The sequence below is a fragment of the Actinoplanes sp. NPDC089786 genome (assembly GCF_040684855.1).
Lineage (GTDB): Bacteria > Actinomycetota > Actinomycetes > Mycobacteriales > Micromonosporaceae > Actinoplanes.
Genome location: NZ_JBFBGU010000011.1, coordinates 106,051 through 120,095 on the forward strand (window position 1 = coordinate 106,051; position 14,045 = coordinate 120,095).

Genomic DNA, 14,045 nt, shown 5'->3' on the forward strand with positions numbered 1-14,045 from the left:
GTGGCGGAGTCATCGAGAACCTTAGGTAGGGAAGGCACGCCCGGCGCTGGTGATGTCCGAACGGACCGACGTTCATGCTCGATAGCGCGAGCCTCGGCGGGCTGTCGCGTGCGCTACCGGGGTGGACGCGGAAGACCGGCCAGGACCGTCTCGGCAATGCGCCGCAAGGCGTTCTCGTCGATCCCGGCCTTGCCGAGGGCCTCGATGCCGCGGTGAACTGCCAGCAGCAGGCCGGCGAGTTGCCGCGTACGGTCCGGGCCGACATGTGTGCCCGTTCGGTCAGTGGTGTTGTGGCGTCTCGCCGCGCCGAAGATTCTGCCTCGGGCGCAAGCCGTCACTTCGCAGAATCTAGGACACCGATGACCGAACCCCGCAATGCACCGACCGCTGATCTGTCGGGCCGCTTCGCGCTGGTGACCGGGGCCGCGGACGGACTCGGCCTCGCGACGGCCGCCGAACTGGGCCGGGCCGGAGCAAACGTCCTGGTGCACGGCCGGACCCGGCCCAAGGCTGAGCAAGCGATGCGGCTTCTCAGCGGCAGGCCCGGCCTGGAGGCGGCCAGGTTCGTCGCCGTACACGCGGAGCTGAGTTCTGTCGACGAACTGCGATCGCTCTCGTCGCAGGTGGGCGAACTCGCGCCGGACGGACTCGACGTCCTGGTCAACAACGCCGGCGCCCAGTTCAGTGAGCGGCGCCTGACATCGGACGGAATCGAGATGACGACCGCCGTCGTTCATCTGGCCACCGCGGCGTTGTGTCGTCTCCTGCTCGATCAGCTGAGCCAGGCTGCCCGCCGTGCGCGAGTGCCCGCTCAGGTGGTCAACGTGACCTCGATCAATGAGCGAATCGGCAAGCCGGTCAACGATTGGAGTTATGCCGCCGGCTACGGCCAGGTTCGGGCGTACTCCAACGCCAAGCTGATGGCCTTGGCCTACACGTACGCCATGGCCCGGCAGATCGACGAGACGCAGGTGACCTTCAATGCCGCCGATCCGGGCGCTGTCTTCACCGATTTCGGGCGCAAGGCCGGTGGCTCGGCCGGCCGGATGGATCGTGCGCTGCGTCCGGTCGCACCTCTGCTGATCGCCGGCCCGGAGAAGGCGGCCCGGAGGAGCGTCCTGCGCGCTCTGGCCCCGGATGCCGCCGGTCGCAGCGGCGGCTTCTACGCACGAGGCGCCCTGCGCGCGTCATCGAAACGGTCCAACGACCCTGCGGTGATCGCCGAGGTCCAGGCCGTCACCGAAGAGCGGCTGGCAACTCTCGGATTCTGATCGCATCCGAAACGGCTGGTGGCGCTAGCGCCACTACCAGAACGGATGTTGGTGTTATCGATCGAGCAGGTCGTTTCCCATAGCGTTGCTCCTACCCGAAAGGAGCAACTGTGGCTTACCGAACGTCAACGGGACGCTGCCCGCAGGTGGCCTCAACTGCCCCAAGCCGTAAGTGATTCAGCGAGAAAGCAGGAGATTTCGATGCGAGGTACGAAGTGGTTCATCTCGGCGGCCGTCGCGGCTCTCGCCGTCGGCAGTGGCACGGTTGCGCAGGCGGCGCTGGTTCCGTCCGGCACGGCCGCCCGGCATGGCACGGCGCTCGTCGATGATCTCAAGGGTGATCTGGACCGGTATCTGAACGAGCGTGGTGTGACCGAGCATGTGTCGGCGGTGTCGCTGCGGACGACCTACCGCGACCGCCGCGGGACCGTCGATGTCGCTGCCGGTACGACCCGGTACGGAGGCCGGCAGCCGGTGTCCGGTGCGGCGCTGTGGCAGATCGGCAGTAATACCAAGGCGTTCACCTCGGTGCTGGTGCTGCAGCTGGAGACGGAGGGCAAGGTGTCCGTCCACGATCGGCTGGGCAAGTGGCTTCCGCAGTACAAGCCGTGGCGTGACGTCACGATCGAGCGGCTGCTCAACATGACCAGCGGGATCTCCGACTATGCCAACACGGAAGCCTTCGGTACCAGGATCTCCGCCGATCCGGCGACCACGTTCACCGCCGAGCAGCTGGTCTCGTTCGTCTCCCGACAGCCGGTGGGCGGGCACGGGTTCAGCTACTCGAACACGAACTATCTGCTCGCGCAGATGGTCATCGAGCGGGTGACCCACGACAGTTATGCTCACCAGCTCACCAAGCGAATCATCACGCCGCTCGGCCTGCGTGATACGTGCTACGCGCCGTACACGTGCCGGGCGAACACCGTCGCGCGGATGCCGGCCGGCTACCTGAAGCAGGCGGGACTGCCCGCACTTCTGGACAAGCCGGTTCCGCCGCTCGCCCTGACCTGGGCGCAGGGCGCCGGCGGGCTGATCAGTTCACTCGCGGACATGGCGACCTGGGACCGGGCGCTGTACGAGGGCCGGCTGCTGCCGGCCAGGCAGCAGCGCGAGCTGCGGAGCCTCGTCTCGGTCAGCACCTCCGCACCGATCAAGGAGACCACCGCCACCGACCCGGTCGGATTCGGGCTGGGCGTGGCGCAGCACTACACCGAAGCCACCGATGCGGTGTGGACGTACGTCGGCGGCACGCTCGGCTTCCGGACCCTGCACATGTACTTTCCCGGCAGCGGCCTGATCATCGCGATCGGTGTGAACAGTTCGACGGACTCGGATGCCGACAAGCTGCCCGACCTGGCTCAGACGGTCTACCAGACCCTTCGCGAGCACGGCGCCGACCGGTAGCCCTCCGAGAATGTGGCGCGGCCGAAGGTGAATGACATGAAACGATGGTTCCGCGGGTCGCGCGACGTCCTGGTCATGGTGTCCGCAGGCCTCGCCGCGCTTGCCCTGATCCTCGCCACGCTGGCATCGGCGCTGCTGTGTCTGGTCGGCATCGGTCTGCCGTTGCTGGACCTGACCTTCAAGGCACTCCGGCGCCGGGCGAACCGGCGGCGCAGGCGCCTCGACGATGCACCGGCTCCGTACCCGGTGTTGCCCGACAGCATCGTCGGCCGCCTGCGTGCCCAGGTGTGCGACGTGGCCATCTGGCGTGATCTGACGTGGGCTCTGGCGAGTTTCGTCCTCCTGCTTCCGGGTGGCCTGATCATCGTCTATCTCTGGATGTCGGCGATTGCCGGCCTGGCGGCTCCACTGCTGCTGGTGTTCCGGCCGGACGGTGCGACGCTGAGTCTGAATGGGCAGCTGGTGACCGGGCCGGCCACCGCCGGCATGGTCGTCCTGCAGGCGCTCTCCGCAGGCGTGCTGGCTTTCCTTCTGCAGATCCTGCTGTTGTCCGCCGAACGTCTTCTCGCCGGATACCTGCTGCGGCCGACCCGGCGCGCGGTGCTCGCCGGCCGGCTCGCCGAGCTCAACGAGAACCGGGCTGACGCGCTCGACAGCTGGGAGGCGAAGCTGCGTCGCATCGAACGTGACCTGCACGACGGCGCGCAGGCGCAGCTGACCGCGCTGACCATGAACCTCGGCATGGCCGAGCAGCTGGCCGGGGAGGACGAGCCGGTCCGCCGCCTGGTCGCGGATGCCCGCGCCAGCGCAAGCACGGCGTTGGAAGGGCTGCGGGACATTGTTCGCGGCATCCATCCTCCCGTGCTGGCCGAACGGGGGTTGTCCGGCGGGCTGGAAGAGCTTGCGCTTGCCGCCGCCGTGCCGGTCCAGCTGAGCACCGACGTCCCGCGGTCACTCCCGGCGCCTCTGGAGTCCGCGCTGTACTTCACCGCGGCCGAACTGATCACCAACGCCACCCGCCACAGCGGCTGCGATCAGATCGATGTCACCGTCGCCACGAGGGACGGGATGATCCGGATGACTGTCCGTGATAACGGCGCGGGGGATATGGTTCCGCGAGCCGGCGGTGGCATCGAAGGCCTGCGGCGGCGCCTCTCCGCGCTCGACGGACGGTTGCGGGTGGATTCACCGACCGGAGGTCCGACCGTGATCACTGCCGAGATGCCATGCGTGTCGTGATCGCCGAAGATTCGGCCCTGCTGCGGGACGGCCTGGTCCGGCTGCTGAGCGCGTACGACTTCACCGTCGTCGCCGCGGTCGAGAGCGGCCCGGAACTCAGCGTGGCACTGCACGAACACGTTCCGGACGTGGCAGTCGTGGACGTACGTCTCCCACCGACGCACACCGATGAAGGTCTGCGTGCGGTCACCGAGGCGCGCCGGGCCATCCCGGGGCTACCGGTGATGGTGCTGTCGCAATACGTGGCCCAACTGTTCGCCCGGGAGCTGCTGTCCGACGGTGCCGGCGCGGTCGGTTACCTGCTCAAGGACCGAGTCGGTGACGTGGTGGACTTCGTCGACTCGGTCCGGCAGGTGGCCGCGGGCGGCACGGTGATGGATCCGCAGGTGATCGCCAAGCTGCTGGCCCGTCCCAGCCATGCGCGGCCGCTGACGACCTTGACGCCCCGCGAGCGCGAGGTGCTGTCGCTGATGGCTCAAGGCCGGTCGAACATCTCCATCGCGGAGCGCATGGTGGTCACCGAACGTGCCATCAACAAGCACATCAACTCGATCTTCGCCAAGCTCGGCCTCACCCATTCGGAGACGGAGCATCGGCGTGTCCAGGCGGTGCTGACGTACCTCGGCGGTGACGACGTCTGACTCGCCACAGCCGAGTCAGACCGTGCGCCGGCAGCGAACGGGTGTGCGTCGTGAGGCAATGACCGGCCACCCGTGGCGCGGCATGCTGCTCTTGCCTCGTGTGATGCCACGGCACGTCATGCCCGCGGCCACGGGGAGAGTCGCTCGCCATCGAAGGGACCATCGTTGAGCTTCAGCACATTCGTCCTGGGCGCGGATCTGCGTACCACGATCCTCACGTCCGCCGCGGACACCGACGGGCGCCATGACTTCACCGACAACGTCAACGCCGCGGGTTCTCGAACTGCCTTGCATGTCCATACGCGGTACGACGAGCGGTTCTGGATAGTCGAGGGGTCGCTCACCGTGTGGGCCGGTCCGGAAATGGTGACTCTCCGGCCGGGGGACTACTTCGCGATTCCGATGCATGTGCCTCACGCGTTGCAAGCGGGCCCCGAGGGGGTGCGTGCGCTTCAGATCTCGTCACCGGCTGGCTTCGCCGAGCTCATTGCCCGGGCCGGCACCCCTGCCGAACTCGCGACTCCCGACACACCCGTGGACGTCGAGCTTTTCACCAGGATCGCCGTGGAGATGGGCGACGTCATCCTGGGACCGCCTGGGGCGGTGCCCGCCGACCTCACCGACGGCGTGGCCGGGTAACACCACCGTACGGCTCCCGGTGCACCACGGCGCCGGCGCGATATGCACCGGGAGGAAGTCCGTACGCGGCCTTGAACGCTCGGTTGAAATGCGCGGGGTTCGCCATCCCCCAGGTGGCGGCGATGGCGTTGACCGACCGATGGTTCTGAGCCGGGTCGAGAAGTGCTGCCCGGCACCGATCCAACCGGCGTTGCCGGATCCAGGACGACAGAGTCGACTCCTGCGACTCGAACAGCTTGTGCAGGAATCGTACGGAGATGTGGTGGGCGTCGGCGATGAGCGCGGGGCTGAGCCCGGGATCACCCAGACGCACGTCGATGTAGGCGTGGATGTGGTGCATGAGGGCGCGACGCCGGGCGTCGGGTGTGATGCTGCCCGCGCGGCCGAGATGGGTGGACAACGTCACACTGACCAGGTCGATCACCGCGGCGGCAACGCGTACTTCCTCATCAGGATCGTAGTCCTCGAGGCGCTGCGGCAGTTGGCGGCTGAGTGACGACAGGAGCGCACCGCTGGCCCGGTCGCCGGCCAGGCGGACCGCGGTCATTGTCGCGATGTCCGTGGCCGGCAGCGCGAGCATCGTGCGAGGGAACAAAAGCCTGACGTGGGTGCATGCCGAACTGTTGTAGGCGACCGGCAGCGCCGGGTCGGTGAACGCGAGATCGCCGGCGCCCAGCTGCGCCCGGCGTCCGTTCTGCTCGACGGTCACGGTCCCGCGGCTGATCACGTCGACTTGATACAACCGCTGGTTCTGCTCGCCGATCAGGGCCGGGGTGCGGACGCACTCACCAGGTGGTGTGAGCAATTCGGACACTCGGAGAGGACCGATGTCACCCACGAGCATCTTCGCGTCGAAACCATCGGTGCCGGCACGGCTCTGTAGAGGTAGCAGCAACCGGCCGACGGCCTCACTCCACGCATCGATCCGGTGCGGAGAAGGACGTCCCGAGGTTCGGAAGTGCACCACCATGGGACGCGACGATACGCGGGAGGCATATCAGGGTGCGACGTCGTAGTCGGTGCTCAGGGTGAGATCGCGGTACTGCTCGACGTCGGCGCTCGCCTGGAAGTATGACGGCACGGCCTGGGCCACATTCCTGCCGTTGACCAACCGGGAACCGCTCAGCCGCCCGGAGTCACTGGCCATCGCCGAGGCACTGAAGCCGCAGCCCGTTCAGCCGGCCAGGGCGCACTACACCTTGGGTGGCTGCCGGACGGCATGCGGGTCACCGCGGCCCGCCGAAGCCGCACAACGCGCCGGCCAAGGGTCAGAACCTCAAGTGCACCGACGTGAACGGCTACTGCACAATGGTCCTCGGCGGCGGGTACGCGGCGCTGATCGTGGTGGTGGCGTTCGGGCTGGTCGGCGGGGCTGGGTTCTATCTCGTCCGTACGCAGGCGGAAACCCGCTCGGGGATCCTGGACGGTTTCGACCAGCGGGGTCGGCTCGCCGCCGGGCTGATCGGCGACAATCTCCGCGCGAGCGACCAGAGAACCAGAGAATACGCCAACACCGCCTTCGCCGGGCCGGTCTCTGGTCTTGGCGCCGCGCTGGCGAACAGCGTGAACGCCTCGACGCCGTGGCTGGTGGTGTTGGACAGCTCCGGGCGGGGCCTGGGCGCCGCCACGCTGGCCAGCTCGGCGCGGTTTGCCAAAGCCCGGCAGCATGACCCGCTCACCGGGCTGGCCAGCCGCTCGCTGCTGCACGAGCGGGCCGAGAACGCCATCGCGCACAGGCGCCCGTTCGCCGTCCTCTTCCTCGACCTCGACGGCTTCAAGCCGGTGAACGACACCTTCGGCCATCGGGCCGGCGATGAACTGCTCCGCCAGGTCGCCCAAAGATTGATCGCCGCGACCCGTCCGGAAGACTACGTCAGCCGGTTCGGCGGTGATGAGTTCGTGGTGCTCTGCCGAGGACTCAACGACGGCGAACACGACGCGCTTGCCGTCGCCGAGCGCGTTCAGTTGCACCTCAGCGAGCAGTACACGATTGACGGCGACACGGTTCGCATCGGGGTCTCCATCGGCATTGCCACGCCGACGAGTTTCGAGGACGACGCTGAACTGGTCATCCATCGTGCCGATCTGGCCCTCTATCATGCCAAGAACAGCGGGAAGAACCGCATCACGACGTTCGTCCCGAGATGGCCGATGATCACGCCTGATCCGCTGACGGCGGCTTCGGCCGCCCAGTCCCGGCGCGTCCACACGTCGAAGCGGTGGTTCCGGAGCTGACCGAGACGGCGTTCAGCGTCGTCGGATCGTACCCGGCGCCTTGTACGTAAGGTGTAGCCTCCCCGGCCCGCGGCGGAGGTGCCGGCGCAGGCGGCGACGGTGCTGTTCACCGGGCAGTCGGCAAGATGCCGACCGCTGATGACCGCCGGAATGGCCGCACCGGCCGAGGCGGGCAGGCCGGCCAGCGGCGCGCCGTCGACCGAGATGAGCCGGCCGCCCTTGGCGATGTGGGCCTTGACGCCGTTGCCGTAAGGACGAGCCGGCCGCGCTGCCATTTCGGTCCGGAAGCGGCCGCCCGGGCCGACAGGTTCTCCCTTTGGGACAAACCGAGCCTCCGGCCCTGCGGCTGCTCCTACACTGATCCATCCGCGAGGTATATGAGTACCGATCAACTACTTCCCAGGGAGAGATCGCCATGGTTCTGCTCAGGCTCCGGGCGGTGTTGGTCATGGCCGCGGTGGTGGTGCTGGCCGGGGCCACGCCGGCGAGAGCCATCAGCGGCGGTGAGGCCGTGGCGCCCGGTGAGTTCTCCTGGATGGTCCGGCTGCTGCCGGTGGACTGTGGCGGGACCCTGATCGAACCCCGCCTGGTGCTCACCGCCAAGCACTGCCTCGACGACCGCCCCGGAGACGGCTTCACGGTGGTTGCCGGCGTGGTCGACCTGGCCGACCCGGCCCGCGACACGGTGGCTTCGGTGGCCACGTACACGCCACCTGGCGAATGGTTCGACAACGACTGGGGCCTGCTGAAGCTCGCCGCGCCGATGTCGTTGCCCACGCTGCCGCTGGCGACCGATCGCATCGATCCGGAGACGGTCACCGTCACCGGGTGGGGTGCGGCGTCCTGGGAAGGTGAGCAGCAGCGTCACCTGCAGAAGGTGGAGTTGCCGTTCCTGCCCGACGCGCAGTGCGGGGAGAACCCGGACCACTACGACCAGTACCTGTGTACGCGAACGGTGAACCGGCGTAGTTTCTGCCACGGTGACCCCGGTGGACCGGGCCTTCGCCGGCTCGCCCACGGCCGATGGGAACAGGTAGGCATCGTCAGCTTCGGCTCGGACTGCGAATGGGAGAACAACGAGGATGCGAAGCCGGTCTTCACCGACGTCGCCTACTTCGCACCAGACATCAGGCGCGCGTCCCGCCGCCTCGTGTCCGGTGGCTGATCCGAGGAGTTGCGAACGACGTGAAGCGATGGACTCCTGGGATCCGCGACGTGCTGACCATGGTGTCCGCGGCCTCATCGCGCTTGCCCTGATCGTGGCCGTGGCGGCTTCGGCGCTGCTGTGCCTGGCCGGAGTCGGGCTGCCGTTGCTCGACCTCGCGCTTCGTGCGATGCGGCGGGTATCGAACCGCTGGCGGGCCCGCCTCGACGTTCCTGCTTCGTACCCGGCGCTTCCCGGCGGGCTCACCGCACGCCTACGGGTCCTCGCCGGGGATCCCGCGACTTGGCGCGACGTGATGTGGCACCTGGCGAATGGAGTCTTTCTGCTGCCGGTGGCCATCGTCAGCGTCGTTCTCTGGGTGTGGACGGCCGCCGGTCTGATGGCACCCCTGCTGCTCGCTGTCGGGCCCGACGGTGAGACGCTGAATCTGAACGGGTCACTGATCACGGGGCCGGCCCAGGCTTGGCTTCTCGTCATGCGGGCAGTGGGGGTGGGCGTACTGACGTTCTTCCTCCAGGGTCTGCTGTTGTCCGTCGAGCGCCGGCTCGCGAGGGTCCTGCTACGACCGACCCGGGGAGCCGTGCTCGTCGGCCGGATCGCCAAGCTCAAACGAGGACCGGGCCGACGCGCTCGACACCGGTGAGGCGAAGCTTCGCCGCTTGGAACGTGATCTGCACGATGGGGCGCAGGCACAGCTGACCGCGCTGAGCCTGAAACTGGGCATGGCCGAGCAGCTCGCCGGGGACGACGAGCCCGTGCGGCGCATGGTCGCGGACGCTCGTGCCAGCGCGAGCACCGCGCTGGAGGGACTGCGGGACATCGTTCGCGGTATCCATCCTCCGGTCCTGGCGGAGCGGGGCCTTTCCGGTGGCCTGGAGGAATTGGTGCTTGCCGCCGCCGTGCCGGTGCGGCTGAGCGCCGATGTGCCACGGGCGCTTCCCGCGCCGATGGAGTCCGCCCTGTATTTCACCGCGGCTGAATTGATCACCAACGCCGTTCGCCACAGCGGCTGCGATCGTATCGACCTCGAGGTCCTCACCAGAGGCGGCCAGATTCGGATGACTGTCCGCGACAACGGCGCGGGCGGTGCGGTTCCACGTCCGGGAGGAGGATTGGAAGGGCTCCGCAGGCGCTTGGTCGTCCTCGACGGAAAGCTGGCCGTGGAGTCGCCGTCCGGGGGGCCGACGGTGATCACGGCCACGGTGCCGTTCGGCTCGTGATCAAAGGCTGACCTGGTGGTCAGATGACACCGGCCCGGATCGCGGTAGCCACCGCGTGGACCCGGTTGCGTAGCGACAAGCGACTCATGACGCACCAGAGGATGTACTTGAGGGTCCGCTCCGAGACGTTCATCTCCTTCACGATCTCGTTGCTTTCGAGCCCGGCGGCCAGATGACGGAGGACGGTGGCCTCGCGTTCGGAGAGGACCGGCCCCGCTCCGTCTCCGCCGTTGATCCTTTCGAGGCGGCGGATCTGGTCGGTCAAGTCGTTCCGGGGCACCGCCATCCCCAGACGGTCGATCGCGGCCGCGTTCTGAACAGCGGACAGGAGGTTAGCCTGGGTCGCCTCGACCATGTGCAGGACGGTAACGACGCCCGCCTTGAACATGGCCGCGGGATCCGCCTCGCGGCCGTCCGTGACGATGACCGCGACCGACCCGTGTGCCCGCGCGGCCTCTTGCAGGGGCCTCAGCGTCGGCAACACGAGCCGGCTCAGGTCGGCCACGACGACATCGCTGTGTACGTTCGGGGAGAACCGCCGGACGGACAGCTCCGGCAACCGTTTCAGCATCGCGGTGATGCCCATCTCTCGCAGCGGTTCGGACGCGAGCACCGACACCGCGATCGATTTGCTCATAGTTCACCTACCTCCATCTTCGCCGGGGACGGTCGGCCATCAGAGCTCCATCCGCGCAACGTACGACGAACGCTACGGAGGACGGGCGTGCCGATCGATGACACAGGCATGCACGAATGCCGGTGGTGCCAGCGCCACCATCGGTACGAACCAGAGCAGGGATTTGCGCCTGCACCACCGTCGCCGACCACCGCAGGGACGCGGTTTTCGCCCCTACCGATCAGACGCGGGTGCGGCCAGCGTGCGTGCGTGGTCGCGGGTGAGGTCGTTCGTCGGGAAGAAGCATTCGATGCGGAGTTCCTGCAGCGTGATGTCTTGCGCGGTGCCGAGCGTGGTCACGGTCGAGAAGTAGTCGAACCGGCGCCCGTCGCGGGCGTACTGAATGGGTATGACCGGCAACGTGGGCGTGCTGGCGTCCAGCGATCGAAGTGAGGCCGGTACACCCGGGTATGCCAGCACCTCCCGGAGGATGGTTTGCGCGCGTTCGTCGGTGACCCCGCCGATGGCTTCACGGCGCACCCGGCGTACCAGGGCCTCGCAGACCTCCGGCCAGTTCGTCACGTATCGCCGGACACCGTCCGGGTGGAACATCCGGCGAAGCACGTTCGGCGGACCCGGCGCCGCGGCGTCATGCCCGGCCTGCAGAAACTCGAAGAATCGGGTGGCCGCGCCGTTGACCTGCCGGATGTTCCAGTCCCGGTCGATGACCAGCGCGGGATAGGGCTCCTGCTGGGCGAGGATGACGTCGAGGGCGCCGCGAACCGCGGCCAGTTCCGGAGCGTCGAGCGCCGACTCCGGGTAGACCGGCGCGAAGCCCGCAGCGAGCAGGAGGCTGTTGCGTTCCCGCAACGGCACATCGAGCACCTCGGCCAGTTTGAGCACCATCGTGCGGGACGGGCTCGACCGGCCGGTCTCGATGAACGACAGGTGCCGTAACGAGACCACGGAGCCGGCCGCCAAGGCCAGCTGACTCAGGCCCCGGGCGTTGCGCCAGTGCCTGATCAGCGTGCCGACCTCGGACATCACGCCACTATCCCTCATTCCCGGCTCCGCCGGCCCTCAGCGCTCAAGGTTCCAGCTGTGCTCGAGCAGCCGGTCCTCGAGCGGGAGATCCGCGACCGTCGCCGCGTAGTTGGTCATCGCTGAGATCGCCACCCCGGTGACCACCTCGAGGATCTGGTTGCGGTCGAATCCGGCGGCGAGGAACGCCGCGGTGTCGGCCTCGTCGAGGTGTCCCCGCCTGGTGATCAGGGCCTGGGTTAGCGCCGACAACGCGGCGAGCCGCGCGTCGGTGGGAAGCCGGCGCTGCCGGATCGCGTCGACCTCGGCCGGCGGCACACCGTCGGCCAGCGCCTCCAGCGTGTGGAACGCGACCGCCCAAGCGGAGTTGTTGGCGACCGCGTTCGACAGCAGCAGCACCTGCCGCTCGGCCGGGGAGAACGTGCCCGCGCCGCGGAAGTGGCCGAAGGCGGAGAAGAACGAGTTCAGCAACGGCGACGAGTTCGCCATCGCGCCCGCCACACCCGGAATGAAGCCGAAAGCTTCCTGAAGGATCGCGAACGGCTGCTTGGCGTAGTCCGGTGCGGTGTCGATCGTGTGGATCTCGTAGTTGGTCATGCCGGCAACTCTGCGCCCGCGGCCGCCGCCCAACAATTCCCTCCGAGGTAATACCTGGCCTGACCGGCCTTCCGCGACGCGGGGTAGAGCTAGCGGTACCCGCGGGTGGGTAGTAGGCGGGATAGATCTTGACCGCCGCCGAAAATAGCGTTTTCGGCGTGGTCGAGATGGGGGTTGTCGGCAAGCCCATCAAGGAGTTGCTGACCTTCCAGATCTACGGTCGCCTGCTGGTGCAGATGCATGACGAGTTCGACCTCAACGGCGACGGTCAGCTGACCGCCGTCGAGGCTGCCGATGGCCTGGTGGGTCAGCCGAAGGAGGTCGCCGACCAGCTCCGCTCCGTGCTGCTCGACGGCAGGAAGGTGCTGGCCCGTACCGACAAGAACCACGACGGCCGGATCGCGATCGTCGCCGACACCGCCGTCGCCGCGGCCGGCGACAAGGACCACAAGCTCGTCATCTACCCCGGCATGGCCCATACCATGAACGTCACCCGGAAGTTCTCCCCGGAGTTCGGCGAACCCGACAAGCAGGTCATCACCGAGATTCAGGAGTGGCTCGATTCACACCGCTGAGAAACCGCGAAGCGGCCGTCACGGGCGTGGTGCGCCGGGACGACGGCCGGCCGCCGGTGCCGTCGTGGCGCCGGTGGACACCGCTTTCGCCGGCCGGCTCGGGCCGATCGTCGACCCCTCGACCGATCCCCGGCTCGCCGAGCCGACCGACCGGGAACCGCTGATCTATTGGGCATTCTTTGAGTGCACGTCTGGATAAGATCAGGCTGACAAGCATCTCAACTTGTCGATGCGCCACCGGGTGCTCGCAGACGTCGAGCCATCGTCGCAGGTTCGCGCCGTTCGTGCCGCGACCACCCGATGTTCCCCGGTTGAACGAGGGCTCCGCTGCACGTCATGCGGCCAGACATCACCCCGAAGGGCTACCAGCGACATACGACAATCAGCCGCCGAGTCCTACTAGGACTCGTCCGTGCAAGGTCCTCAAGTGCCTTGCCCGATGTCCAGGGAGGGCGTTTGCGGGCGTGGGCGCATTTGATGAGGATCATGCCTCGCGTCCGGGGCCGTCCCGGGTCTGCTGGAAGGAAGTCTGTCGTGAGCTATCCCTCTGATCCCGTCCCTGCGGAGAACGCCGCGCCCGTAGTCAGAGAGAAGGTCGACCGCCTCGAACTGGTAGTCGCCGTTCTTCTCGGACTCGCCGCTACGCTGACCGCGTGGGCCGCGTTCCAGGGCAGTCTTGCGGGCGGGGACTCGCAGAAGGAGTTCACGAAGGCCACGCTCAGTTCCAGCGAGGCCGGTCAGTGGTACGACCAGGGTACTCAGCAGAACAACGCGGATCAGCAGCAGTTCATCCAGTACGTCATCGCGGCTCAGGATGACGACAGTGGTGTGCCCGTGTACCTGCGCGAAACCGTTATGGACGACAACCTGGTCAAGGCGATCGAGTGGTGGGAGAAGCAGCCCGATGACGGGGCGGACACTCCGTTCGACGATGTCGAGGGCAACCCTTACACGATCGAGCAGTGGGATAAGGGCGAGGAGATGGAGAAGCAGGCCGCGAGCGAGAACGAGCGCGGCGAGTTCCTGGACGAGTACGGCGACAAGTTCGACGGTGTCACGGTGCTGCTCGCCACCGCCCTCTTCCTGTTCGGTATCGCGGCGGTGTTCCGCGGTCGGAAGGTCCGCATCGGCACACTGGGCGTCGGGGCTTTCCTGCTGTTCGCCTCGGCGGTCCGCCTGGTGGATCTCGGCGTCTACCAGTGGACCGCCTGACCTGCGGCGTACCAGACGGGCGCCGGAGCTGCATGGTGCCCGTTACCGCTATTACCCAAGCCAGACCTGCCGCCTGACATCGCCGTCGCCGGTTGTGGATCGGTACAGGCCGTTGTGCCGGGTGCGGCTGGCACGAGCCGGCGGCCGGTCTGCCGGTCGTAGGCCCGACCTCGGCTTTTTCGTGAAG

General features: G+C 67.6%; 16 protein-coding genes. 11 read left to right on the forward strand and 5 right to left on the reverse strand.

Going from position 1 to position 14,045, the window contains the following annotated elements; translation table 11 throughout:
- Positions 1-74: 74 nt before the first annotated feature.
- The 5 genes from AB0O15_RS27995 to AB0O15_RS28015 all read left to right on the forward strand — a co-directional run bounded on the left by AB0O15_RS27995 (position 75) and on the right by AB0O15_RS28015 (position 5,197).
- A complete protein-coding gene (locus AB0O15_RS27995; RefSeq protein WP_364324004.1) occupies positions 75-1,271 on the forward strand; it encodes an SDR family NAD(P)-dependent oxidoreductase in 1,197 nt (398 codons plus the stop codon).
- Positions 1,272-1,472: 201 nt separating this feature from the next.
- Complete coding sequence (locus AB0O15_RS28000) at positions 1,473-2,678, forward strand: serine hydrolase domain-containing protein (RefSeq protein ID WP_364324006.1); 1,206 nt, start codon at positions 1,473-1,475, stop codon at positions 2,676-2,678.
- Positions 2,679-2,714: 36 nt separating this feature from the next.
- Positions 2,715-3,917 carry a sensor domain-containing protein gene (locus AB0O15_RS28005; RefSeq protein ID WP_364324008.1) on the forward strand — a complete coding sequence of 401 codons (1,203 nt, stop codon included), beginning with the start codon at positions 2,715-2,717 and terminating at the stop codon, positions 3,915-3,917.
- Positions 3,905-4,558, forward strand: coding sequence for a response regulator transcription factor (locus tag AB0O15_RS28010; protein WP_364324010.1), 654 nt, complete (start codon positions 3,905-3,907; stop codon positions 4,556-4,558). Before AB0O15_RS28005 ends, AB0O15_RS28010 begins: the two co-directional genes overlap by 13 nt.
- A gap of 165 nt (positions 4,559-4,723) precedes the next feature.
- The gene (locus AB0O15_RS28015; protein ID WP_364324012.1) at positions 4,724-5,197 is read left to right on the forward strand and encodes a cupin domain-containing protein; all 474 of its coding nucleotides are present in this window, start codon (positions 4,724-4,726) and stop codon (positions 5,195-5,197) included.
- On the opposite strand, the gene AB0O15_RS28020 is transcribed toward AB0O15_RS28015, so the two are convergent.
- Together AB0O15_RS28020 and AB0O15_RS28025 are read right to left on the reverse strand one after the other, a co-directional pair.
- Entirely contained in the window at positions 5,175-6,167 is a 993-nt protein-coding gene (locus AB0O15_RS28020; protein WP_364324014.1) for a helix-turn-helix domain-containing protein, read from the reverse strand. The two genes, AB0O15_RS28015 and AB0O15_RS28020, sit on opposite strands and share 23 nt — an antisense overlap.
- Positions 6,168-6,194: 27 nt before the next feature.
- Positions 6,195-6,344 (reverse strand): hypothetical protein, encoded by a 150-nt coding sequence (locus tag AB0O15_RS28025; RefSeq protein WP_364324016.1) that lies wholly within the window; start codon positions 6,342-6,344, stop codon positions 6,195-6,197.
- Positions 6,345-6,487: 143 nt separating this feature from the next.
- On the opposite strand from AB0O15_RS28025, the gene AB0O15_RS28030 reads away from it, so the two are divergent.
- The 4 genes from AB0O15_RS28030 (at position 6,488) to AB0O15_RS28045 (ending at position 9,817) form a co-directional block, all read left to right on the forward strand.
- Positions 6,488-7,432 (forward strand): GGDEF domain-containing protein, encoded by a 945-nt coding sequence (locus tag AB0O15_RS28030; RefSeq protein ID WP_364324018.1) that lies wholly within the window; start codon positions 6,488-6,490, stop codon positions 7,430-7,432.
- Positions 7,433-7,847: 415 nt separating this feature from the next.
- Positions 7,848-8,597: a serine protease gene (locus tag AB0O15_RS28035; protein WP_364324020.1), complete on the forward strand. Its 750-nt coding sequence runs from the start codon at positions 7,848-7,850 to the stop codon at positions 8,595-8,597.
- 28 nt (positions 8,598-8,625) lie between these two features.
- Positions 8,626-9,240 carry a sensor domain-containing protein gene (locus AB0O15_RS28040; protein WP_364324022.1) on the forward strand — a complete coding sequence of 205 codons (615 nt, stop codon included), beginning with the start codon at positions 8,626-8,628 and terminating at the stop codon, positions 9,238-9,240.
- A 16-nt stretch (positions 9,241-9,256) separates the two neighbouring features.
- A complete protein-coding gene (locus tag AB0O15_RS28045) occupies positions 9,257-9,817 on the forward strand; it encodes a histidine kinase (protein ID WP_364324024.1) in 561 nt (186 codons plus the stop codon).
- A gap of 19 nt (positions 9,818-9,836) precedes the next feature.
- Here the strand turns inward: AB0O15_RS28045 and AB0O15_RS28050 are convergent, their stop codons facing one another.
- The 3 genes from AB0O15_RS28050 to AB0O15_RS28060 form a co-directional block, all read right to left on the reverse strand.
- A complete protein-coding gene (locus AB0O15_RS28050) occupies positions 9,837-10,403 on the reverse strand; it encodes a LuxR C-terminal-related transcriptional regulator (RefSeq protein ID WP_364324026.1) in 567 nt (188 codons plus the stop codon).
- A gap of 264 nt (positions 10,404-10,667) precedes the next feature.
- The gene (locus AB0O15_RS28055; RefSeq protein WP_364324028.1) at positions 10,668-11,477 is read right to left on the reverse strand and encodes a helix-turn-helix transcriptional regulator; all 810 of its coding nucleotides are present in this window, start codon (positions 11,475-11,477) and stop codon (positions 10,668-10,670) included.
- A 36-nt stretch (positions 11,478-11,513) separates the two neighbouring features.
- Positions 11,514-12,071 carry a carboxymuconolactone decarboxylase family protein gene (locus AB0O15_RS28060; RefSeq protein ID WP_364324030.1) on the reverse strand — a complete coding sequence of 186 codons (558 nt, stop codon included), beginning with the start codon at positions 12,069-12,071 and terminating at the stop codon, positions 11,514-11,516.
- Between the two features lie 128 nt (positions 12,072-12,199).
- Here AB0O15_RS28060 and AB0O15_RS28065 point away from each other — a divergent pair, with 128 nt between their 5' ends.
- A complete protein-coding gene (locus AB0O15_RS28065; RefSeq protein WP_364324032.1) occupies positions 12,200-12,646 on the forward strand; it encodes a hypothetical protein in 447 nt (148 codons plus the stop codon).
- 534 nt (positions 12,647-13,180) lie between these two features.
- On the forward strand, positions 13,181-13,858 hold the full coding sequence (locus tag AB0O15_RS28070) for a hypothetical protein (protein WP_364324034.1): 678 nt from the start codon (positions 13,181-13,183) through the stop codon (positions 13,856-13,858).
- Positions 13,859-14,045 lie beyond the last annotated feature (187 nt).